This window comes from Myxococcus stipitatus DSM 14675 (assembly GCF_000331735.1).
Classification (GTDB): Bacteria; Myxococcota; Myxococcia; order Myxococcales; family Myxococcaceae; genus Myxococcus; species Myxococcus stipitatus.
In genome coordinates, this window is the sequence record NC_020126.1 from 3043534 (window position 1) to 3063908 (window position 20375).

The following is a 20375-nucleotide window of genomic DNA, read 5'->3' on the forward strand; positions in this document are numbered from 1 at the left end:
AAAGTCACATCAACGGTGACTAACCGGTTACTTCGCTGAAAAGAGCCTTCAGGATGTTGCGTCACGGATACGCCAGGGTGCGTCAATTGTAACGCGACTGCTGGCCTGATGAGTCAATGGCACACCTCCCACCCGCGTGAGCGGGGCCCACCGCGGCGCCCTCCCGTGCCGAGCGGGTCGAGGTCGAGGCGCGACAGCGGCCCTTGTGCCTGACGGGCGGGATGGGGCACGCTGCGCGCCCCCACGGCGTCCGCCCGCTCCCTGTCCCGCCGCCGGAAAACGCCAGGCGGGCAGGCGCCCATACGATGGGTCAGGGGCACCACGCACGTATCAGTGATAGGGCAGGAAGCCATGTCCGGCGACTCACCCGTCCCCACCTCCGACGGCCTGCCCACCCTGCGCTTCCCCCCTGAGCTCCCCATCTCGAGCCGGGTGGAGGACATCACCGCGGCCATCACCGCCCATCAGGTGGTCATCGTCGCGGGAGCCACCGGCTCGGGGAAGACGACCCAGCTGCCGAAGGTCCTGCTCGCCATGGGTCGCGGCCGCCCTCGCCAGATTGGCGTCACCCAGCCCCGGCGCATCGCCGCGACGAGCGTGGCGGCGCGCGTGGCGCGGGAGCTGGGCACGGAGCTGGGCACGGACGTCGGCTACCAGATTCGCTTCGAGGACCGCTCGTCCCGCGGCACGGCCGTGAAGTTCATGACCGATGGCGTCCTGCTCGCGCAGATTCACAGCGACCCGCTGCTGCGCCGCTATGACACCATCGTGCTCGACGAAGCCCACGAGCGCAGCCTCACCATCGACTTCCTGCTCGGGTGGCTCAAGCGCATCCTCCCCCGGCGCCCCGACCTCAAGGTGGTCGTGAGCTCCGCCACCATCGAGACCGAGCGCTTCTCGCAGTTCTTCGGAGGCGCTCCGGTCATCCAGGTGGAGGGCCGCACCTTTCCGGTGGACGTGCTCTACGAGCCGCCCCCCGAGGACGACGAACTCGCGGACTCCGTCGCCGACTCGGTGGCGAACATCCTCTCGCTCGACCCGAACGGGGACGTGCTGGTGTTCCTCCCCGGGGAGCGGGAGATTCGCGAGGCCGAGAACGCCCTGAACGCGCGCAACCTCCGGGGCACGGTGGTGCAGCCCCTGTACTCGCGCCTGTCGGCCTCCGAGCAGTCGCGGGTCTTCGCCTCCATCCCCGAGCGCCGGGTCATCCTCGCCACCAACGTCGCGGAGACGTCGGTCACCATCCCGGGAATCGTGTACGTCGTGGACACGGGCGTGGCGCGCCTGTCGCGCTACGACTCCCGCTCGGGCGTCACGCGCCTGCACGTCGAGCCGGTCTCCCAGGCCAGCGCCGACCAGCGCAAGGGGCGCTGCGGCCGCGTGCGCGAGGGCATCTGCGTGCGGCTCTACGACGAGGCGAGCTTCACGTCGCGGCCCGCCTTCACGGACCCGGAGATCAAGCGCACGGGGCTCGCGGGGGTCATCCTGCGGATGAAGTCCCTGGGCCTCGGCGACGTCGAGGACTTCCCCTTCCTCGACCCGCCGCAGCCCAAGGCCATCGCCGAGGGCTGGCGGGTGCTCGAGGAGCTCGGGGCCATCGAGGGCAAGGAGCGCACGCTGACGCCGATGGGGCACCAGCTCGCGCGCTTCCCGGTGGACCCACGCATCGCGCGGATGATTCTCGCCGGCGCCGAGTACGGGTGCCTGGACGAGGTGCTCATCATCGCCGCGGCGCTCAACCTCCAGGACCCGCGCGAGCGGCCCCGGGAGCACGCGCAGAAGGCGGACGAGCTGCACAAGCGCTTCCGGGACGAGCACTCGGACTTCACGGGGCTCCTCAAGCTGTGGGCCTTCGTGCGCGAGGCCGACAGCCGGGGCACGTCCCATCTGCGGCGCGTGTGTCGGGACAACTTCCTGTCCTTCTTGCGGGTGCGCGAGTGGCGGGACGTGCAGCGCCAGCTCGAGGAGACCGTCCGCGAGCTGCGCCTGCCGCGCAAGGGGCAGGGCGCTCCGGTGCGCGGCGACGTCCTGCACCAGGCGCTCCTCACCGGGCTGCTGTCCCGCATCGGCCAGTGGAACCCGGAGCAGCGCGCCTACACGGGCGCGAAGCAGACGCGCTTCCTGGTCCACCCCTCGTCCGCGCTCGCGAAGAAGCCCCCGGCCTGGGGGATGGCGTTCGAGCTCGTGGAGACGTCCCAGTTGTTCGCGCGCACCGTGGCGAAGCTCGACCCGGAGTGGCTCGCGGCGGCGGCCCCCCACTTGCTCAAGCGCAGCTACTCCGACCCGCATTGGTCGGAGAAGTCCGCGCGCGCCGTCGTGAAGGAGAGCGCGACCCTCTTCGGGCTCACGGTCTTCAAGGAGCGCCCCGTGGCCCTGGCCAGCATGGACCCGGAGCGCGCGCGGCTGATGTTCCTCGAGCACGCCCTGGTGCGCGGCGAGTACCGCACCCGCGGGGCGTTCCAGGAGAAGAACCTCCAGGTGCTCGAGCGCGTGGCGCGCCTCCGGGACAAGGCCCGGAAGAGCGAGCTGCTCGACAGCGAGGCGCTGCTGACGTTCTTCGACCAGCGTGTTCCCGCGGACGTGACGGACGGAGCGGGCTTCGAGGTCTGGCGCCGCAAGGCCGAGGCGGCCGACCCTGGCGTGCTCGTCCTCTCGATGGAGGATGCCCTCGCGTACGACCCGGGCCTGTCCCCGGCGAGCTACCCGGATGCCATCAGCTTGCACGGGGTGAGCGTGCCGGTGACGTACATCTTCGACCCCTCGGCCGCGGACGACGGCATCACCTTGAGCGTGCCGCTGCTGCTGCTCGCCCAGCTGGTCCCCGGGGAGCTCGACTGGACCATCCCCGGGTGGCATCGGGAGAAGCTCACCGCCCTGCTCGAGCAGCTCCCTCGCGCCCAGCGCAAGTCCTTGGGGCCTCTGCCGGAGTTGGTCGAGCGTCTCGCGAAGGAGCTGGTGCCCTTCCGCGGGCCGTTGATTCCGGCGCTCGCGCGCGCGGTGTCTCGCCTGTGCGACGTGGACGTGTCCGAGGAGTCCTTCCGGGCGGAGGCCGTGCTGCCGTACCTGCGGACCACGCTCCGGGTGCTCGACGAGCGGGGAAAGGAGCTGGCGCGGAGCCGCGACGCCGACGCGCTGCTGGAGCAGCACGGAGGACATGCGCGCTCCGTGCTGCGCAGCGCGGCGCCGGCTTCGGATTGGGAGCGCAAGGGGCTGACGGCCTGGACCTTCGGCGAGCTGCCCCCCGTGGTCACCCGGCGGGTCGGAGGGCTCGAGGTCCGCGGCTATCCCGCGCTCGTCGACCGGGGCGCCACCGCGGACCTGGTGCTGCTCGAGACGGCCGCCGCCGCCGAAGCGGCCACCCGCACGGGAGTCCGCCGGCTCCTGATGCTCGCGGCGCGTGGGCACGTGGCTGTCAGCGCCGCGCGCATGCCGCAGCCCTTCCCGTCCCTGGACGGCGCTCCGCCCGCGAAGGGGCAGGGGGAGGCTTTCCGCGCGCAGGTCCTCGCACGCGCCGTCGATGATGCGTTCAAGCTCGCACCGGGCACGCCGCTGCCTCGCACGAAGGGGGCCTTCGAGGCGCTGCTCCAAGAGGGCTCACCGCGAATCGAGCAGACCGCGCGGGAGTGGGCGAACGCCATCGTGGTCACCTCGGGGGAGCTCGCGCAGCTGCTCGCCGCGCTCAAGGCGGCATCCAAGGGGCAGAGCGGCGCGGCGGCCGTGCGGGACATCCGCTCGCAGCTTGCGCAGCTGTTCTCCGCGAAGCTCCTGGAGTCGCTCCCCTTCGCGCGGCTGGTTCACTACCCCCGCTATCTGCGCGCGGCCCAGGCGCGGCTGTCGCGTGCGGTGGCGAACCCCGCGAAGGACACGGGAAAGGCCGCGCCGTTCACGCCCCTGTGGGAGACCTTCCTCACGAAGTGCGCCACCGTGCGCGACCAGGAGGCGGCACAGGAGCTGCGGTGGACCTTCGAGGAGCTCCGCGTTTCCATCTTTGCCCCGGAGGTGACGACCCCCGTGTCGGTGACGGTGGCGAAGGTCAGCGCGGCGCTCGCGGCCCTGCGATAGGGCTGTCGGAGCGGCGTCGTGGCTGCTCGGCCAGGGAAGGCCGAGCAGCCGTGCGAGTCTTCCAGCGAGCCCCCTGACGGGGGCTGGATGTCAGGCCAGCTGCCCCGGGAGCGGCTTTTCATCCGTCTGCATGACGAGGCTGCAGAGTTCGTCCGCCAGGCCCGTCTCGCCGTAGAGGCCCCGGGCCATGTTGAGCATGGACGCCCCTTGGCCCTTCGGCGTGGTGCCGTCGAACAGCAGCGGCTTCAGGTCCGTGGTCGACCCCGTTGCCGCGACCCGATTCTGCAGCTCCTGGATGTCGCTCGCCGAGAGCGTGAGCGTCAGGGGCTCATCGCTGTCCCGAGCGGCCTTCGCCGCGGCATGGTCGCCCGTGAAGGCGAACGTCAGGCGCTCCCTCGCGTTGTCATCCTTCGTGTCGAACACGAGCGACATCTTCTCGGTGTCCGACAGGAGCGTCCCGTCCTTGTTGTAGTCGGCGACGTAGGTCAGCTCGGGCTGGTCGCCTCCGAAGACGGCGCTGACCGCGAGCGTCTTCGTCCCGTCCGGATTGTGGGTGAGGAGGAACTCACTGGAGTCGGTGATGCCTTCCGTCTCGAAGTTGAAGGGCCCCACCTGCGCCCCGAGCTTCCCGCGCACGCCTTCCCACGAGAGCTTGTCCATCCGAATCGTGTTGCTCACGCCGGGACCGACCTTGTCGGGGAGGGTCCCGTCCTTCGCGAAGGTCTCGAAGGCCTGCTTGCCGCCTTCGTCGGAGAGGTCGAACTCCGCGGTGCGCAGGCTGTACTCCTTCAGCGACGTGCTGCTGCTCGTGTTCACCGAGAGCCAATCCGTCCCCAGCGATAGCTCCGCGTGGGTGTCGACGAACTCCGTGGGGCCCGCGGTCACCTTCAAGGAGTCTCCCTTGCGGCTCACCTCCACGGAGTTTCCCTTGCCCACCGTCACCGAGTTGGCCGTGTCCAGGGAGACGCCGCGGTACTCCAGCCCCATGCTGGTGACCACGCCCGCGAAAGCGCCCTCTTCCATCTCGAGGGTCGCCCCGTCCGGAATGGTCTCCGCCTTCAGCGGATGCGGCGGCGGAATCTCTCCGCGCTCCAGCTTCGCGAAGTCCTCCTCCGTCATCTTCACTTCGTAGGACAGGGTGGTGCCCGCGGTGGCGCCCGCGTTCGCGGAGAAACCCACCCGGGCCTTCGTCAGCTTCCACTCGTTCGTCGCGGTGGCGGACATCTCCGCTTCGACGTTGACCGTGACGAACCCGTCTTCGCGCTTCACGTCCTTGGAGAGCGAGGAGCTGAGCTCCACGGTCACCGAGCCCTTCTGGCCCGGAACCGTGACGTCGTGCTCGATGACATTCGTCGGGTCCACCGACCCGTCGATGGGGGCGTTGTCCGCGAGCATCATCTTCTGGAGCGCGGGGGACACCTTCGCCTGGGACAACACCTGCGCGCGCTCGGCGGAGCCCGGCTCCGTGGCGAACAGCTTCGCGGCCGTGTTGCCGGACAGCGTGCCCACTTCGCGATACTGCGACTGCTCCTTCAGATAGGACTGCATGTCCGAGTAGCTCTTGCCGCTGCTCGGATCGAACACTCGTTCACCTTGGCGGACCACCACGTGCCCGGCCTGTCCTTCGGCCCCCGAGCGCGTGTCCGCGAGGAACACCAACTCCGAGCGCCCACGCAGCTCGGGAGACGTCTTGCTCACCCAATCCGCGGCCTTGTCCAGGCAGTTGACGCGGGTGTCCCGCGCATCCTCCGTGAGGAGGGACGAAGCGGGGGGCGTTGCTTGTCCATCCAGGCGCCCGCCTGGCTTCGTGGCCTTCGCGTCGAACGTGGACCGCGCGCTGAAGCCCTGTGTGGACCGGGCCGTGCGTGCGTCCTCTTGCCGTGTTTCTGCCCCGCGCTGCACCGACTCCGCTTGACGACGCCGGACGTGTGCCGCGCCCCCATCCCCGAGACCTCTCATGCTCATCGGCTTGAACTCCCCCTCGAAACGCTCCGCCTTGGAGCGACGCCTGATTCTCGACGGGGAGCTCTCGAGGTTGCGTGGATTCTTGGAGGATTGGAGGCGCGATTTCTTCGTGCGCGGCACCGAAGGAGTTCACGTCCGTTCGTTGCGCGTCATCCACGTGTGGCGTGGCGCTACCGCTGTCGCGGTGGTGCGTTCGCGTTGTCCATGTCCGAGACGATCAACCACGGCCCACCGGGTGTGCGACGCAGGGTGAGGGTGAACTTTCCCGTGTCGGTGGCGTTCTTGCCGTAACCGTAGGCGCCGATGATGTAGCCACTCGTCTCTTCGGCGGCGAACGCGAGCGCGCGGAGCTGCAAGAGGCTGCCTCCTTGGCCCTCATAGGCGGCTCGGATGGCTGCTCGACCGCGGACAGGGGGGCGGTTGCTCTGGAGGACGAACCCATCTTCCGCGAACAGCGCGGCCAGCGCGGCCGCATCGCCCGCGCGCCAGGCCCGCTCGTAGTCGCGCAGCACGCGGTCCAACGCGGGAGGCAAGGTGACATCGGGGAGTCGCACGGGGGCGGCGGGGGCCGGCGGGCTCTGGGCGAGAACGGGCTCGGTCAACAGCATCAAGCCGAGGACGATGGACGGCAGGGGAGGGCGGCTCATGGAGTTCGAGTCCAGGTGGGGGTGGGTGAATCGCTGAATGAGTATCGCAGTGTTTCGCGGCCAGGCCCTGTCTGATGGAAGCGCCGACGCCGGTTGTTGTCCTCCGGAGGGAGGGAGGCCCCGTCCCCCTTCGCGCGCTCCTGCCCAGCCGCTCGGACCCACCTCGCCTCGCGCGCCGCCCCTTCTATCGGGACGACGCGCTGGGGCGGCCGCCAGGCGACGCGGGTCCAGGTCCGCCCCTTCAGGCCGCGGAGTCGCGGGCCCCGGAGAACGGCACCACCGATGCGCGCGCGTAGCGCTCCAGCTCCACCGCGCAGTGCGCGGAGAACACGCTCACCTCGCCCGGATGCTCTTTCACCAGGGCCCGCAGACGCGCCTGGTTCTCGAGGCGTGCGGCGTTGTCGGTGGAGCGCAGCCGCTGGAAGAGCGCGAGTCCCCACGGGCTGCGCGGAGACACGGGGTCCATCTCCTTGTGGCTGAAGTACGCATCCCCCGCGTGCAGCAGCCACCGTCCCTCCGTCCTCACGGCGACGCCGCAGTGTCCCTCCGAGTGCCCCACCAGGGGCACCATCACGAGCTCGGAGGACAGCTCCGGAATCGCGCGCACGGAGGCGAACCCGAACCAGCGCTCCCCCGCGACGTCATAGGGCCTCCACAGTGGCTGGTGGGCCCACTGGGCGGCGCGGTAGCCGAACTTCGCGCTGCGCCCCACCGGGGCCATCGCCGCGGCGTACTCGTCCCGGAAGACGTGCACCTTCGCGCGTGGGAAGTCCGCGAGCCCACCGACGTGGTCCAGGTCCAGGTGCGTGGGGATGATGTGCCGCACGTCCTCGCGCCGGAACCCCAGCCGCTCCACCTGCTCCGCCGCCGTCTCCTCCCTCGACAGCCGGGGCGCGTTGCGACGCAGGAACCGCTGGCCCAACCTTCCCGGGTCCTGGATGTCCGCGAGCCCCAGGCCCGTGTCGACCAGCACCAGGCCGTCGTCCGACTCGATGAGCAGGCAATGGCAGACCATCCGCGCCCGCGTGAACAGGCCCCCTTCGCCCAGGACGAAGCGCGCGCTGGCGGGGCACAGGGTGCCGCAGTTGAGATGATGGACTCGCATGGGGACTCACTCCTTCGAGGGAACGGCGAGAGGTGTCCCCAAGGTAGGGAGGCCGGGAGGAGGGCGATTGGAGAAATCGGCCATCCGCGTCCGCGTGGATTGAATCCCCGGCCACCGTGCCCCATGCTTTCCGGGTGACCTCTCCGTCGCTTCAGGTCGCTCCTCGGGGGCTGCTCGCGAGCTTCGTGCGCGGCTTTCGCGCGGTCACCCGCGGCGAGCAGGCGCCGTCCTACGTCCGCCTCCCCGATGGCGAGTCCGAGCTCGTCATCCGACTCGACGACACCCACGGCGACGCCTACGTCATCGGCACCCGCCTGATGCCCCTCCAGAAGGGAGGCGCGGACGTGCCGCCCCTGGCCATCGCCGTGCGCTTCAAGGTCGCGGGGGCCTATCCCTTCTTCGGCGTCCCCATGGGGGAGCTCACCAACCGCGTCATCCCTCTCGACACGCTGTGGGGGCCGGAAGGTGGCCGGATGCGGGAGCAACTGCACGAGCGTCCAGGGCTGGAGGCGAAGCTCGGTGTGCTCCAGGACACGCTCGAGGCGCGCCTGCGTGGAGGCGACGTGTTCGAGCCGTCCTCCGCCCACGTCGTCCGCCGTGCCGTGCGCGTCATCGCCCAGGCGCGTGAGTTGCCCCGCGTGGACGCACTGGCGAAGGCCCTGGGCGTCAGCGAACGCCAGCTCCGCCGGGCCTTCGAGGACGTGGTGGGACTGGGGCCCAAGGCCTACGCGCGCGTGGTGCGCCTGCAGCGTGCCCTCCGGGCCTCTCGGCGAGTGGTCACACCGGACTGGGGCGCCATCGCCGCCGCCACGGGCTACTACGACCAGGCCCACCTCATCTCCGACTTCCGCGGCCTGACAGGACACACCCCGGGCGCCCTGTTGCGACGCTCACCTCCCTGGCCGTGACGGACATGGGAGGGACAGGACCACGGCCCTGGAACTCGGTCCGTGCCCGTCCTGGTGTCCAGGTCGAAGGCCGCGCTACCGGGCTGCCCTGGAATGTGTCGGAGCGGGCGAGCTCACGAGGTTGTCGAGTCAATGGAACAACCCTCAGTGCGGGAGCGCCACGGGAACCGTGCTCCTCTCTGGAACGGTGCTGGCCACGGGCGACGGCGTCACGCGCGTTCGAAGGGGGGGATTGGGCTCGCTCCGCATCCCGTCCCAGTGGATTGGAGATGCGTACTCCAAGTGATGGCGGAGCGCGCCCGATGTGGCACCCCGAGTGTTTCCTTTCCACGGACTGAGCCCGTCGCCGAAGGACCCGTCGTGATGCGTGTCGCCGCTCTCAACGCCTCCGGTCCTTCCCTTCGATTCACACTCTCGACTTGAATGCGCCCGCGCGTGGCGGAGGAGCCGAGGATGCCTTCAGTAATGATTCATGTGGTCTTTGTCAGAGAGACCTCTCCGATGTTCCAGAGCGACCTTGCGGGGGGCACTGGGGAAGAGCCTCGCTTCAGTGAGTCCGCGGCGAAGAACAACCGGAAACTGGCCGTCATCGAGCAGTGGACAAAGAACATCATGCGCGAGCTGCCCATCGGTGATGTGGGACTCGTGGTTGCGCCTGAGTACTTCTTTCGGGGCTGCGACGACAAGACGGCGCCGCAATTCGCGCTACCTGCTGACGAAAAGAATCGGATCTGTCATCGACTCAAAGTCATCGCGAGCCGTGCTCCTCGCGTGATTCTGGTTCCGGGGACAATCCCCTGGAGGGACGCTGCAACCAGATTCGAGAGCGGGGATTTGAACTATGACTACTGGCGCCCTGCATCCGCGCCCAAGGCACCCTCGGTCAGTCGATATGCAAACGCTGAGGCGTATCTTGAGTTCCTGAAGGCCAATGGCGGGATCGACGCTTCAGATGATGACACGTCTGAAGACGACGATGACGAGGTGGGAGAGAAAGAAAAACGGAAGGCGGCGGCCGAAAAAAGGGGTGACGCTGTCTTCAATACAGCGCCCATTCTCTACGGCTCTCTCCTGTGTGAGGTGGACAAGCTCAGGGCGTTCGAGGAAGTCCCTCGAGGATGTACGTGGGGCTGTCGGTCTCGGGCCCGGAGTATTCCACTGAGCGTCCACGGGAGCAGGTTGCTTCTGGGGGTGGATATCTGCTTGGACCATAACGAGGGCGAACTCATGCGTCAGTTCAAGGGCCGGCCCCAGCTGCCGGATGTCCATGTGATTCTCTCGGACAGCACCCCCAATGTCCGTGCGCACTTCTGCGTCAGGGCCGGTGGGGTGGTCGTTCACGCTTCGACACAGATTCGCGAGGAAGAGTCCACGCGGGACTTTGACTCCGCCCAGAACCTGGCGCCGGGGATGTTTCGGGTCAGCCGCTTGGGGCATCAGGAAACCCTTCACCGGAGTGTTCACACTGGCTCGGGTGGCACGGTGGATACATCCAGGGCCAAGCACATCATTCGGGCTTCGAATCCCTACGGGGGAGTTCGAGTTGCTCGCAACAGGCGCGTGAGCAATGTGTTCCTACGGAATGGGCTTGGGAAGCCAGAGGGCTTCGGCTTCCAGAGCCAAAGATTGCCACCCGACGCCGAGTATGTGCGTGTGCCGATCGAACTATGAGGAACTGGCAGAATATTTCGTTGGACCCGTTGGCTGTCCACTCCTGGCCGTGACGGACATGGCCGTGGACCGCGCCGGCGCGTCGGGACACCCGGTGGGTCGTCCTCGGGCCGACGGCCTCCGCTCTCACCGGGTCTGACTCGGAAAGAGGCCGGGTGGACTAGAGTCGCTTCTCATGAAGAGGCTCCTCCCGGTCTGCCTTGTGGTCCTCATGGGTTGTGCCACCACGAAGGGACATCCTCCCGCGCACGCGACGTTCATCCGGAACGACTACGCAGCGGCGCTCGCCCAGGCCCGCGCCGAGCGCAAGCCGCTCTTCATCGACTTCGGCGCGGTGTGGTGTCCGCCCTGTCGAACGATGGAAGCCCAGGTCTTCGCCGCGCCGGACTTCATCGCGAAGGCGAAGGACTATGTCCTGCTCGCGGTGGACGTGGATGACCCCATCAATGAGCCGCTCCTGGAGCGCTTCCCGGTGGACAACCTGCCCACGTTGCTGGTGCTCGACTCCGAGACGGAGACGCCCGCGCTGCGCTGGATGGGCGGCGCGGGATTGGAGGATGTGCTGGCGCTGCTCGACGATGCCCGGCGCGCGCTGAGTGCCCAGGCGTCCGGGCCGGAGCTGCTGCTGCTCGAGGGCGACCGCGCCTATGCCCGCAGGGAGCACGAGCTGGCGGCGCGGAAGTATCAGGAGGCGGTGGAGCAGGGCCCCGGGGATTGGAGCCGTCGCACCCGGGCAGTGGAGTCCGCGCTCAACGCGCTGTGGAACGCCGAGGCCTTCCAGGCCTGCGCCGAGTACGCGGTGAGGACCGTCCCGAGCCTCGACGAGGAGGGGCGAGCGGGCGCGGCGAGCACCGGCTACTCGTGCGCGCGCTACGCCCAGGAGCCCAAGCCCTGGGCCGCGCCGGCCATGAAGGCACTGGAGGTCCACTTCGAGAAGGCCTTCGCGCAGGCCCAGGCGCACGGCTCGAAGCGGCAGACCTGGCTCTACGACTCCATGGCGGATCTGCTCGAAGCGCGGGGTGACAAGGAAGGTGCCCGGAAGCTCTCCGAGCAGTACTACGCGAAGGTGCTCGCGTACCGCGCCGAGGAGACCACCGCACAGGGCAGGGCGGCGTGGGACTCCCATCTCTACAGCGCCGCGGAGGCGAGCGGGCACCTGGTGGACACCCTCGCGCTCTTCGTCCAGACGGAGCGCGAGCTCCCGGACGACTTCTCCGCTAGCACGCGGGTGGCCGCGACCCTCCGCGAGCTCGGCCGTCATGACGAGGCGCTCGCCGCGATGGACCGTGCCCTGAAGCGGGCCCAGGGCGGCCGACGGTTGGCGGTGTGGCTGAGTCGGGCGCGGACGCTGGAGCGGGCGGGCCGCGTGGACGAGGCGCGCAAGGACCTGGAGACGGCGCTCGCGGAGGCGGAGCGACTGCCCCGGATGCAGCGGGAGTTCTCCCAGTACGCGGTGGACGCGGTGCGAGCCGCGCTGGCCGCGCTCCCCGGCGCGAAGTGAGCGAAGCCGCCCCCTGGGCGGCACTCCTCGGGCCCCGCGAGGGCTCCCCACGGGGCGGCTCTGGGGGGCTTCCTCAGGCCCAGGCCCGGCGGACCTCGGCGTAGTAGTTGCGGAAGAAGGGCACCATCGTCGCGCGGTTGCTCTCGACGATGGCCAGCAGCTCGGGGGGAAGGACGAACTCCTCCTCACCCAGCTCCGCGTAGAGGGAGTCGAGCAGCTGTTGATAGAAGCGCGGGAACGAGCGGTGCCAGCCGACCTTCGGCAGTCGGATGCCATGCTCCCACCCCATGGCCACGTAGTGCTTGAGGGCCTCCTCGCGGGCCTCCTTGAGCGAGTAGAGGGAGAGGGGCTTTCGCTCCGGGAGGAAGTCCTCCTGGATGAGTCCGGGCTGTCGGCACATCCGCCGCGCCAGGTGCTGGCCGAGCAGCGGCGACTGGAAGAGCCCGTCGCGATAGGTGCCCGTGAGCAGCCACAGCCCCTCCACCGACGTGGGGCCGATGAGGGGACAGGTGTCGACGGTGACGGGCCGGTTGCCGGTCTGCCACGTGACGAGCTGCGCGGCGCAGAGGTCCTGGTCGATCTGCTCCAACAGACACTCGAGGACGAAGTACATGTCCGCGGGCGTCGTGCGCAGCAGGGGCTTCGCCGACAGGATGTTCGTCGCGCCGACGTAGACCTGATTGTCCGCGCGAGGAAGCGCATGCAGTCCACAGGCGAAGGCACGGTTGGGTGTCCGCACGACATGACGGAGCGTCTGCCGAGGCACATGGAGGAGCAGTGACGTGCCACCACCGCAGAAGATGCGAGGGATGCGGCGGGCCAGTTCCGGCAGCTCGTCGAGGACCGCCTGCGTCCCGACGCCCATCGCGAGCACGACCTGCGGCGCCGACAACGTCGTCCCATCCTCCAGTCGAACACCCGTGACGCGGCCCTTGTGGATGTCGAGCGCCTTGACCGCTCCGTCCACGAGCGTCACCTTCGGAGACTGCTCCAGCACCCGCGTCAGGCCGCGCAACAGTCGGCTCGCGTCCACGGTGCCCTCGCGAGGGAGGAACAGCGCCCGCTTGGGACGGCAATCCTCCGCGGGGTTCAAGCCGGGGACCTGGTTGGGGTCGAGCTCCTCGTGAGGCTCGCCCTCGTCCCGGACCGCCTGCTGGATGGCGAGGAAGTTCTCATCCTCGATGGTGCCCGACTTCGCGTTGCTGAACACGATGGTGCCCGGGTGGATGTGCACCTGCTCGTGGGCGGGGAGCTGGCTGTTGAGCCCTTCGAGCCAGGCGGGCCACAGCTTCGCCGCGAGCACGCTCTGCGCATGTCGCGCGCGGCCGGCCGGGGTTCGCAGCAGCGGCGCCGTCACCTCGCCGTAGCAGCCCAGCATCGCGCCCGCGGCGGGAGAGGCCCCCGCTGGCCTGCCGACGGGGCCCACCACGGCGATGCGCAGCTCGGGGTCCTGGAGGGACAGGGCGCGCGCGGTCGCCAGTCCCAGCGCCCCATTGCCCGCTACGAGGATGTCATGGGTGCTCATTCGCGGGCGGCTCCTCGGTGGGGCGGGTGGCGATGGGGAGAGAGGCCCGCCGGGCCCGGCGCCTGGTTCGCGGAGGCACCGGAGCGCGGGAACGGCGGGCCAGACAGCGGGATGCGCGAAGCGGTCAGTCCTCGTTCCGCTTCGTGTCGTTGACCGTGTACGGCGGCCACCACTGACGCTCGGCGCTGGAGCCGCACGTCACGCTGGGCGCCTGGAGCTGCTGCTTCTCGGCCACCAGGTTCTTCACCGTCTCCAGCCACTGCGTGTCATTGGGGTTCATGTCGCTTCTCCTTGCTGCCGTGTTGGCTCTACGAGGGTACTGCGTACAAGCGAGTCGAGCCCCGTGCGGAGCTGACGTCGTGCTTCGGCGGCATCGACCCTGCCGCCCACGACCTCCAGGTACGCTCGCTCCATCTCGGGGAGCGTGCGGCCATCGCTGAGCTCGAAGATGAGCCATGCATTCAAATCGAGCCAATGGATGCGCGGTGCCTCCGGAGAGAACACCATCAAGCACTCGCCCCGAGGCGAGGCGCGGGCCCGCAGGCCGCGTGTCTTCCGGTACGCCGTGAGGTCCACCGTCGGAGGAGGGCTCTCGCGGACCGCGTCGCCGTAGACGGCGCGACTGACGGGCTCGAGTGAGTCATTGAGCCAGCGCACGAAGTCGCGCCCCTGGGGCGTGAGCAGGTGCGACCACTCCGTCGACAACTGCTGACCCAGGAATCGCGTCCGGTCGATGGAGCGGTCATAGCCCGGGGCACCCGGCTTGCGCTCCACCGAGGTCGCGTGGGCATGGGAGAGATAGGCGGACGGGTCTCCAAACCGTCGGAGCAACACGTCGTCCGCCGAGAGCGCCGCGGCCTTGAACAACGCGAGGTGGACATACACATGGTAGGAGAACACCGCGCGGACGATGGACCAGCGGATGTTCCGCCAGGGGACCTGGATGGTCTCCTCGGGCTGGGCCACGAGCGCGGTGGAGCGCGTGGCGTCGAAGAGCTTCATGTGGAGCGCTTCATGGAGGATGCAGCCGGCGATGTCCCACGGGTTGCCCAGGTCCCGGATGGCCAGGAAGATGGTGGAGGGCGTCAGGTCTCCCCCCGCGGCGGACAGGACGGTGCCGCCTTCGAGCCGCGCGCTGAGCAGCGCGATGGCCTCCACATGGGTGAGCGCGCCCACGCCCGAGTGGGGCAGGAGCGTGGTGAGCAGCTCGATGGCGTCGTTGAGCCGGCGCTGGGCCTCCGCGTCGGGGCTCAGGAGCTTCCCGCTGCTCCCGGGCCTGGCGCCGAAGACGCCGTCGAACGCGGCCTGGAGCGCCAGCGAGTAGGGGTCCGTGGCCTGGGCCGCGCCCCACAGCCACTTGGGCGTGTCCTGGCCCACGAGCCAGCGCGACGGCATGCGGGACTCGGACAGGCCCAGGGGCAGCGCCGCGAGGGCGGCCGGGAGGCATTCCTCCAGGGGATGGGGGGATTGCAGCCGCCCCGTTTCGAGGTCGGAGAAGGCCTGCTCCAGTGCCAGCCGGACCAGGGGGTCGAAGAAGATGCGCCGCGCCTCGCCGTCGTCGAGCGCTTCGATGGCGGTGACGGTCCGGGCGAGCGAGGGCAGGCGCTCGGCGAACAGCTCCAGTCCGAAGCGGTAGCGGGTGATGACGCGCGCGAGGATGCGGGGCGTGTCCCCGAACGAGGGGTGGGCGACCAGCGCGCGGTCCGCCTGCTGGATGAGGTCCTTGGGGGTGGTCATCGCGAGGCGCCTCCGGAGTCGCGGGCTGCTCGGGGAAGTCGCTCCACCATGCCGCTCGCCACGAGGCCCTCGAGGGTGGGGGCGAGCTGTGCCCAGGCGCGCTCGGCGCCCAGTCCGAGCGAGGCGGTGTATGCGGAGAGCAGCTCCTCCTCGGTCTTGTCCTCGCACAGCTCGAACGCGAGCCAGGCCGCGAGGTTGAGGGTGACGATTCGCTGGGTGCGCGGGTCCAGGGCGAACAGCGCCTCGGACGACGGCGAGCGGCGCAGCGACAGGTGGCGGCCCTTCCGGTAGCGCGCGGAGGAGGGCGGCGCGCGCGGCGAGGCCGTGACGGAAGGGGCGGGGGCGGTGGAAGCGCGCTCGAAGGGGCGCAGCGTGTCCCAGAGCCACGCGACGAGCTGCCGCCCGTGCGGCGTCAGTCGCGGGGACAAGGGGCCGGAGAGCTGCGCGTGCAGGAAGTCGAGTCGTTCTTCCGCGCGCGAGTAGGGCACGGCGGTCTCGTTGTTCACCACGGACATCGCGTGGGCGGGGGCCTGGTAGTCGCGAGGGGCACCGAACTCGGCGTGGCATTCCGGGCCGAGGTGCTCCACCGCGGCGCGGAACACGTGCATGTGAACGTAGGCGTGGAAGGCGAAGAGGGTGTTCGAGAGCGCCGTCCGGCGGCCCCAGGGGAGGTCGACGGGCTCGTCATCCGTGACGATGGCGCCGGTGCGGATGAGGTCCGAGAGCTTGAGGTGGATGCCCTCGTGGAGGATGTGGCCGGCGGTGTCCCAGGGATTCTCCAGCTCGTCCGGGTCGATGAAGATCATGCAGGGAGTGCCATCCCCGCCCGAGCCCGTGAGCATGCGTCCGCGCGCGCCTCGGATATGGGCCACGGCGATGGAGTGCAGGTGGCGGAAGATGCTGTCCGCCATGCGGGGCACCAGGCGGTGGAGCAGGGTGCAGGCGCGCTCGAGTCCCTGGGCGCCGCGCGGAGTCGGGCGGAGGATGCTCACGCTGCTCTGGGCGCCGGGCATGAAGCCCGTCTGGATGCTCTCCCGGAGGCGGTCGGCCAGCGGTGTCGACGCGTCGGGGAGGTCCCAGACCCAGGTCCGCGCCGAGGGGCCGACGATGAGCTCGCGCTCCATTCCGCGCCGAGCGAGTCCCGGACCGCGCTCCCGAGACGCGGGGCCCAGTGCGTCCTCGAGCAGGGAGGCCAGCTTCTCGCATTCCGCGCCGGAGGGGCCGGAGGACTCGATGCGACTGACTGCTGACTCCAGCTCCGCGCGGACCAGGAGGTCACCCAGGAGCATGTCCACCGAGCGGGCATCCAGCAGCTCGACGCGGGCCGCCCACTCCTGCAGCCGCGTGTTGCTTCGCGCGAGGACATCCAGCGCGAACTTGTACCGCTCGAGGACTCTGCCCACGATGCGTGAGGAGTCGCCGAACTGTTCGTGCTGCTGAAGCTGCCCGTCGACCTGCCGGATCGCATCAATCAGTTGCACGCCGTCCTCCCCTTGGCGGATGGAGCCACTCAGCGCCATCAACCCGGTTCAGTCTGGAAGTATTCCATTTTATGATTAAGCGGACTTTCGCGCCACAAAGACAGGGCACTCACGACCCCGGTTGACGAAAGACTCGTCAATGAGAGGGAGAAGGCAGTCATTGTGTCTGGATAATTTCACGAGGACCCGAGTTGCCGAGGTCCAGGTGCTCAAGCGGGATGCCGCCTCCCACCCATGGTCAGGGTGTGCGCTCTCGCCTTCCACAGTGCCCTGGGCTTCGCGAAAGCCAATCGAGGAGGGGCTTCGAGTGCCACCGTCACCCTCTCGAGCGCGCGACGGTGACGGATGGGGTGGGGGGCAACCGTCCGGAGGCTCACGTCGAACCGTGCCTCCGGTCGAGGGGCTCAGCGCACCTCGGGGCAATTCCAGCGGAGGATCGGGCTGCCGGTCGTGCCGTGGTTCTCACAGACGCAGAGGTAGTCGGACCAGATGCCGTCCGTGCACTCCATGGTGTTGCCGGCGTTGCCACAGGTCGTCAGGTCCGCCTCCCAGCAGATGGGCGTGGTGAAGTCCCGCGGAGCCTCCGTCGACTGATTCTCCGCGCCGCGGAGCTGCTCCTCTGCGCTGACATCCTCCGTGGCGCCTGCGAGCAGGGGAAGGGCCAGCGCCGCGGCGAAAAGCAGGGTCTTCTTCATGTGTGGTGACTCCCGGTGCGAGGTTCCCGTCGAAGTGTCTTTCGGGAGATGTGATTATCTTGTAGGTGCCATTGAGTGGCAAGTAAGAGCCATCAGCGCGCGATGGGTGTCGAGCTGGAGGGGGAGGTTGATTGCATTTGTGGGCGACTGTCGGGTGTGTGTCAGTGAGAGGGAAGTGGCGTGTTTGGCTTGGCTCCGTGGATGGGACATGCTTGGCCTTCCCCTTGTCTTGAAGGAGTCGCCATGAAAGCCAGGCAGCTTGTCGTTTCCCTGTTCGCGATGTGCAGCCTGTCCCTGGTGGCCTGCGGTGGTGGGGCCGAGTCTGGTGGCGAGGTGCCGGAGAGCGACGCGGTGGCGAGCACGACGCAGGGCGTGGGCATCCCGCCGGACTGCCCCAACAATGACCTCGTCTACTGGTTCGAGAACATCCGCGCCTGTGTCGTGAAGTGCGGCGCCTCGCGCATCCAGGCCACTCCCGCCACGCAGTACGCCGGCTGTCAGTCGAACCTGCCCGCCTCGCGCACGCTCATCAACGTGAACTACTGCATCCCCGGCTGCGACCTGCAGTAGCCGGCGTGTCCGTCGTCCACCTCGCGGAGGTGGAGGTGCGCCTCACGTCGGCAGCCTCCGCGAACACGCGGTGCCAAGGACCCTCCACGCCCTGGCAGTTCCCCAGGTGCGTGGTGTCGTCCAGCCGCGGGCGATTCATCCGCATCAGCGATTCGGAAGTCCTCGGCTCGTGCCCGTGCCCCGCTCGTCTGCCGGTGGAATCGCGTAGGTCCCCACCGCATGGGCCACGAGTTCCGGCAGCCCCTCCGAGTAGAGGGACACCTCACCCACCACGAGCGTCCGCCCCAGCTTCAGCAGCTTGCACACCCCCAGGATGCGCCGGTCCTTCGAGGGTTTGCGCATGAAGTTGAAGCTCAGGCTCGTCGTCACGGTGAGCGGGACGATGCCAATCTCTCCCAGAATCGCGGCGTAGAGCGCCACGTCGGCGGTGGCCATCAGCACCGGGCCGGACACCGTGCCGCCGGGCCGCAGCTCGGCGACACCGACCTCATGCGCGACGGTGGCGGCGCGGTCCCCGACCTCGAGAATCTTCACTCGTGTCTGCGGAAACTCGGCGGAGATGAAGGCCGCGATTTCTTGCTGGGTCGTCATCCCCCGAGTCTGGGGGAAACCTCCGGTGAGCACCATCTCATCCGGGCTGTGTGGGATTCATGTTAGGACCGTGGCGCACCCGCGGTCCTGCATTGGAACTTCTCATGAAGCTCTCGCTTGCGGTGGTGGTGGCGTTCTCGTCTTTGTCCTGGATGGGTTGCGGTGAGGCGTCGCCGGACATCGCGTCCGATGCCGTGCTCCAGGCGTCCGGAGAAGTCTCCCAGTCCGCCTCGTGCAGCGAGCTGCCCTCGTGCAGCCCCTACCATGGGCAGCCGTGTTCGACGCTCTACAGCCGCAAGCCGTGCTGTCGGGGCACCGACGTCGATGAGCTGGTGTGCTCCCCCCATGGCATCAACCCGGCGTTGACGTGGCAGTTCTGGTGAGCCGGGGCGTCACCTTCGCGTGAGGGTGACGAGGCTCCTCGTCGAAGCTCACTCCGGTGGAGGCTCACCGCTCCCCGTGGGTCTCGAGGAAGGAGAACAGGCTGGTGATGGCCCTCCAGCCTGTTCTCGCGGCTCAGGCGTACAGCTCGCTCAGCGGGCCCGGTGCGATGCGCGTGCTGCCCTCTTGCCCGAAGGTGTTGAAGTCCGCGTCACCGAACGCGTGGCCGAGCGTGTTGAAGAGGTTGGAGACCTGCCGGTTCCGGGGGGCGTCGTACTTCGGGTACACGACCGTGCGTCCATCGGTCTTCAGGCCCAGCGCGTTGCCTCCCACCACGAGCTTCGGCCACTCCCGCGAGGTCGAGTGGTGCTGCTCGCCGTTGTCGGACATGAAGACGATGGCGGTGTGGTCCAGCATGGAGCCGCTCGCGCCGACCTCGGGCGTGGCGGCCAGCGTCCTCGCCAGGTTCGCCACCAGCTGCACGTGGCGGCGGGTGACCTCGGCGACGCGATCCCAGTTCTGCCCCGCATCCAGGCCGTGCTGCAGGCTGTGGCGCGCGACGTCGGCCACATCCGCGCCGTAGGCCACGTCGAAGCCCGAGGTGCCCGTCGCCAGCACCACCGTGTTCGTCAGCCCGCCCAGGAGGGAGGCGGTGGCAATCTGGAACTGGGCCTCGAACCACTTCAGCGAGTCGGGCGGTGAGCCCGCGCCGGTGATGAGCGGGTTGTCCTTCGGCGCCGGCGGCAGGTAGGGCCGCACGCGGTCCGCCATGCCCGCGAGCTGATCCTCCCGCGTGCGCAGCGACTCGAGCGAGGTGAGGTAGCGCTCCAGCTTCAGCCGCTCGTTGGAGTTGCCTCGGAACTCCGCCAGCGCCTTGCGCGAGTCGGCCAGCGCGAAGTCGAAGAGCATCTTGCGGTCTCGCCCCGTCGTCGAGCCACCGAGCAGCGAGCCGAAGGTGCTGTCGAACGCGAGCGACGGGTTGACGATGATGCCCGCGGGCTTGCGCGGTCCGAGCGCGCAGGTCTCGTAGACGATGGACACGCGCGCGGAGCTGGTGCCCAGGCGCAGCACGTCGAACGGTGCCCCTCGGCGCAGGCGAGGGGCAATCACCGCGTCGAAGGTCGCGCCCGCGCCATTCACCGCGCAGCTCAGCCCGCCCGTCCCGCTGGAGTGGCCGCCGCCCGCGATGAGGTTGGAGAGCCCCAGCAGCACGGCGGAGCGCTTCACCAGGTCGATGCCGCCGGAGGACGCCGCCAGCGGCCCGAGACACAGCGCGCTCGCGAGGTTGTCGCCCTCGCGCACCAGCGGCGTGTCCTTGTACGCGTCCCAGAAGAGGCGGTCGGAGGTGTTGGCACGTCCACCGAGCGCCGTGCGGGTGCCCGCGCTCAGGAGCGCGCGGGGGTAGACGCCATTGCACTCGAGGACCAGCACCAGTCGCGCCGGCAGCGCGGACGACTGGGCGTAGACGTCATGGAAGTAGGGCGCGAAGAGGCCGGCGGCCATGCCCTTCAGGACGGTTCGTCGCGAGAACATGGC

The 20375-nt window shown here is 69.1% G+C and carries 16 protein-coding genes; 6 read left to right on the forward strand and 10 right to left on the reverse strand.

Going from position 1 to position 20375, the window contains the following annotated elements; all coding sequences use genetic code 11:
- Positions 1-351 precede the first annotated feature (351 nt).
- Complete coding sequence (gene hrpA / locus MYSTI_RS11925) at positions 352-4062, forward strand: ATP-dependent RNA helicase HrpA (protein ID WP_015348000.1); 3711 nt, start codon at positions 352-354, stop codon at positions 4060-4062.
- 90 nt (positions 4063-4152) lie between these two features.
- Here the strand turns inward: hrpA and MYSTI_RS11930 are convergent, their stop codons facing one another.
- The 3 genes from MYSTI_RS11930 to MYSTI_RS11940 all read right to left on the reverse strand — a co-directional run bounded on the left by MYSTI_RS11930 (position 4153) and on the right by MYSTI_RS11940 (position 7779).
- Entirely contained in the window at positions 4153-6027 is a 1875-nt protein-coding gene (locus MYSTI_RS11930) for a hypothetical protein (RefSeq protein WP_015348001.1), read from the reverse strand.
- Between the two features lie 170 nt (positions 6028-6197).
- Positions 6198-6674, reverse strand: a complete 477-nt coding sequence (locus MYSTI_RS11935) for a YybH family protein (RefSeq protein WP_015348002.1) — start codon at positions 6672-6674, stop codon at positions 6198-6200.
- A 241-nt stretch (positions 6675-6915) separates the two neighbouring features.
- A complete protein-coding gene (locus MYSTI_RS11940; RefSeq protein ID WP_015348003.1) occupies positions 6916-7779 on the reverse strand; it encodes an MBL fold metallo-hydrolase in 864 nt (287 codons plus the stop codon).
- A 116-nt stretch (positions 7780-7895) separates the two neighbouring features.
- Between MYSTI_RS11940 and MYSTI_RS11945 the strand changes: the two genes are divergently transcribed.
- The 3 genes from MYSTI_RS11945 (at position 7896) to MYSTI_RS11955 (ending at position 11859) form a co-directional block, all read left to right on the forward strand.
- Positions 7896-8687 carry an AraC family transcriptional regulator gene (locus MYSTI_RS11945; protein ID WP_233278243.1) on the forward strand — a complete coding sequence of 264 codons (792 nt, stop codon included), beginning with the start codon at positions 7896-7898 and terminating at the stop codon, positions 8685-8687.
- Positions 8688-9152: 465 nt separating this feature from the next.
- Positions 9153-10358 (forward strand): hypothetical protein, encoded by a 1206-nt coding sequence (locus tag MYSTI_RS11950; protein ID WP_144370056.1) that lies wholly within the window; start codon positions 9153-9155, stop codon positions 10356-10358.
- 175 nt (positions 10359-10533) lie between these two features.
- Complete coding sequence (locus tag MYSTI_RS11955) at positions 10534-11859, forward strand: tetratricopeptide repeat protein (RefSeq protein ID WP_015348006.1); 1326 nt, start codon at positions 10534-10536, stop codon at positions 11857-11859.
- A gap of 73 nt (positions 11860-11932) precedes the next feature.
- Here the strand turns inward: MYSTI_RS11955 and MYSTI_RS11960 are convergent, their stop codons facing one another.
- The 5 genes from MYSTI_RS11960 to MYSTI_RS11975 form a co-directional block, all read right to left on the reverse strand.
- The gene (locus MYSTI_RS11960; protein ID WP_015348007.1) at positions 11933-13384 is read right to left on the reverse strand and encodes an NAD(P)/FAD-dependent oxidoreductase; all 1452 of its coding nucleotides are present in this window, start codon (positions 13382-13384) and stop codon (positions 11933-11935) included.
- A gap of 124 nt (positions 13385-13508) precedes the next feature.
- Positions 13509-13664, reverse strand: coding sequence for a hypothetical protein (locus MYSTI_RS43780; RefSeq protein WP_015348008.1), 156 nt, complete (start codon positions 13662-13664; stop codon positions 13509-13511).
- On the reverse strand, positions 13661-15121 hold the full coding sequence (locus MYSTI_RS41720) for an aKG-HExxH-type peptide beta-hydroxylase (RefSeq protein ID WP_015348009.1): 1461 nt from the start codon (positions 15119-15121) through the stop codon (positions 13661-13663). The genes MYSTI_RS43780 and MYSTI_RS41720 overlap by 4 nt, the downstream gene beginning before the upstream one ends.
- On the reverse strand, positions 15118-16602 hold the full coding sequence (locus tag MYSTI_RS11970) for an aKG-HExxH-type peptide beta-hydroxylase (protein ID WP_169558627.1): 1485 nt from the start codon (positions 16600-16602) through the stop codon (positions 15118-15120). Before MYSTI_RS11970 ends, MYSTI_RS41720 begins: the two co-directional genes overlap by 4 nt.
- 404 nt (positions 16603-17006) lie before the next feature.
- Entirely contained in the window at positions 17007-17297 is a 291-nt protein-coding gene (locus tag MYSTI_RS11975; RefSeq protein WP_015348011.1) for a hypothetical protein, read from the reverse strand.
- Between the two features lie 243 nt (positions 17298-17540).
- Here MYSTI_RS11975 and MYSTI_RS11980 point away from each other — a divergent pair, with 243 nt between their 5' ends.
- Positions 17541-17867, forward strand: a complete 327-nt coding sequence (locus MYSTI_RS11980) for a hypothetical protein (protein WP_015348012.1) — start codon at positions 17541-17543, stop codon at positions 17865-17867.
- A 144-nt stretch (positions 17868-18011) separates the two neighbouring features.
- Here MYSTI_RS11980 and MYSTI_RS11985 read toward each other — a convergent pair whose 3' ends face one another.
- On the reverse strand, positions 18012-18458 hold the full coding sequence (locus MYSTI_RS11985; RefSeq protein ID WP_044283550.1) for a PaaI family thioesterase: 447 nt from the start codon (positions 18456-18458) through the stop codon (positions 18012-18014).
- 104 nt (positions 18459-18562) lie between these two features.
- Here MYSTI_RS11985 and MYSTI_RS11990 point away from each other — a divergent pair, with 104 nt between their 5' ends.
- Entirely contained in the window at positions 18563-18841 is a 279-nt protein-coding gene (locus MYSTI_RS11990; protein ID WP_015348014.1) for a hypothetical protein, read from the forward strand.
- A gap of 133 nt (positions 18842-18974) precedes the next feature.
- Here MYSTI_RS11990 and MYSTI_RS11995 read toward each other — a convergent pair whose 3' ends face one another.
- Positions 18975-20372, reverse strand: a complete 1398-nt coding sequence (locus MYSTI_RS11995) for a DUF1552 domain-containing protein (protein WP_015348015.1) — start codon at positions 20370-20372, stop codon at positions 18975-18977.
- Between the last annotated feature and the right edge of the window lie 3 nt (positions 20373-20375).

Coding starts and splice junctions, on each gene's coding strand:
- hrpA (WP_015348000.1), top strand. CDS start 352: ATGTCCGGCGACTCACCCGTCCCCACCTCCGACGGCCTGCCCACCCTG.
- MYSTI_RS11930 (WP_015348001.1), bottom strand. CDS start 6,027: ATGAGCATGAGAGGTCTCGGGGATGGGGGCGCGGCACACGTCCGGCGT.
- MYSTI_RS11935 (WP_015348002.1), bottom strand. CDS start 6,674: ATGAGCCGCCCTCCCCTGCCGTCCATCGTCCTCGGCTTGATGCTGTTG.
- MYSTI_RS11940 (WP_015348003.1), bottom strand. CDS start 7,779: ATGCGAGTCCATCATCTCAACTGCGGCACCCTGTGCCCCGCCAGCGCG.
- MYSTI_RS11950 (WP_144370056.1), top strand. CDS start 9,153: ATGATTCATGTGGTCTTTGTCAGAGAGACCTCTCCGATGTTCCAGAGC.
- MYSTI_RS11955 (WP_015348006.1), top strand. CDS start 10,534: ATGAAGAGGCTCCTCCCGGTCTGCCTTGTGGTCCTCATGGGTTGTGCC.
- MYSTI_RS11960 (WP_015348007.1), bottom strand. CDS start 13,384: ATGAGCACCCATGACATCCTCGTAGCGGGCAATGGGGCGCTGGGACTG.
- MYSTI_RS43780 (WP_015348008.1), bottom strand. CDS start 13,664: ATGAACCCCAATGACACGCAGTGGCTGGAGACGGTGAAGAACCTGGTG.
- MYSTI_RS41720 (WP_015348009.1), bottom strand. CDS start 15,121: ATGACCACCCCCAAGGACCTCATCCAGCAGGCGGACCGCGCGCTGGTC.
- MYSTI_RS11975 (WP_015348011.1), bottom strand. CDS start 17,297: ATGAAGAAGACCCTGCTTTTCGCCGCGGCGCTGGCCCTTCCCCTGCTC.
- MYSTI_RS11980 (WP_015348012.1), top strand. CDS start 17,541: ATGAAAGCCAGGCAGCTTGTCGTTTCCCTGTTCGCGATGTGCAGCCTG.
- MYSTI_RS11985 (WP_044283550.1), bottom strand. CDS start 18,458: ATGACGACCCAGCAAGAAATCGCGGCCTTCATCTCCGCCGAGTTTCCG.
- MYSTI_RS11990 (WP_015348014.1), top strand. CDS start 18,563: ATGAAGCTCTCGCTTGCGGTGGTGGTGGCGTTCTCGTCTTTGTCCTGG.
- MYSTI_RS11995 (WP_015348015.1), bottom strand. CDS start 20,372: ATGTTCTCGCGACGAACCGTCCTGAAGGGCATGGCCGCCGGCCTCTTC.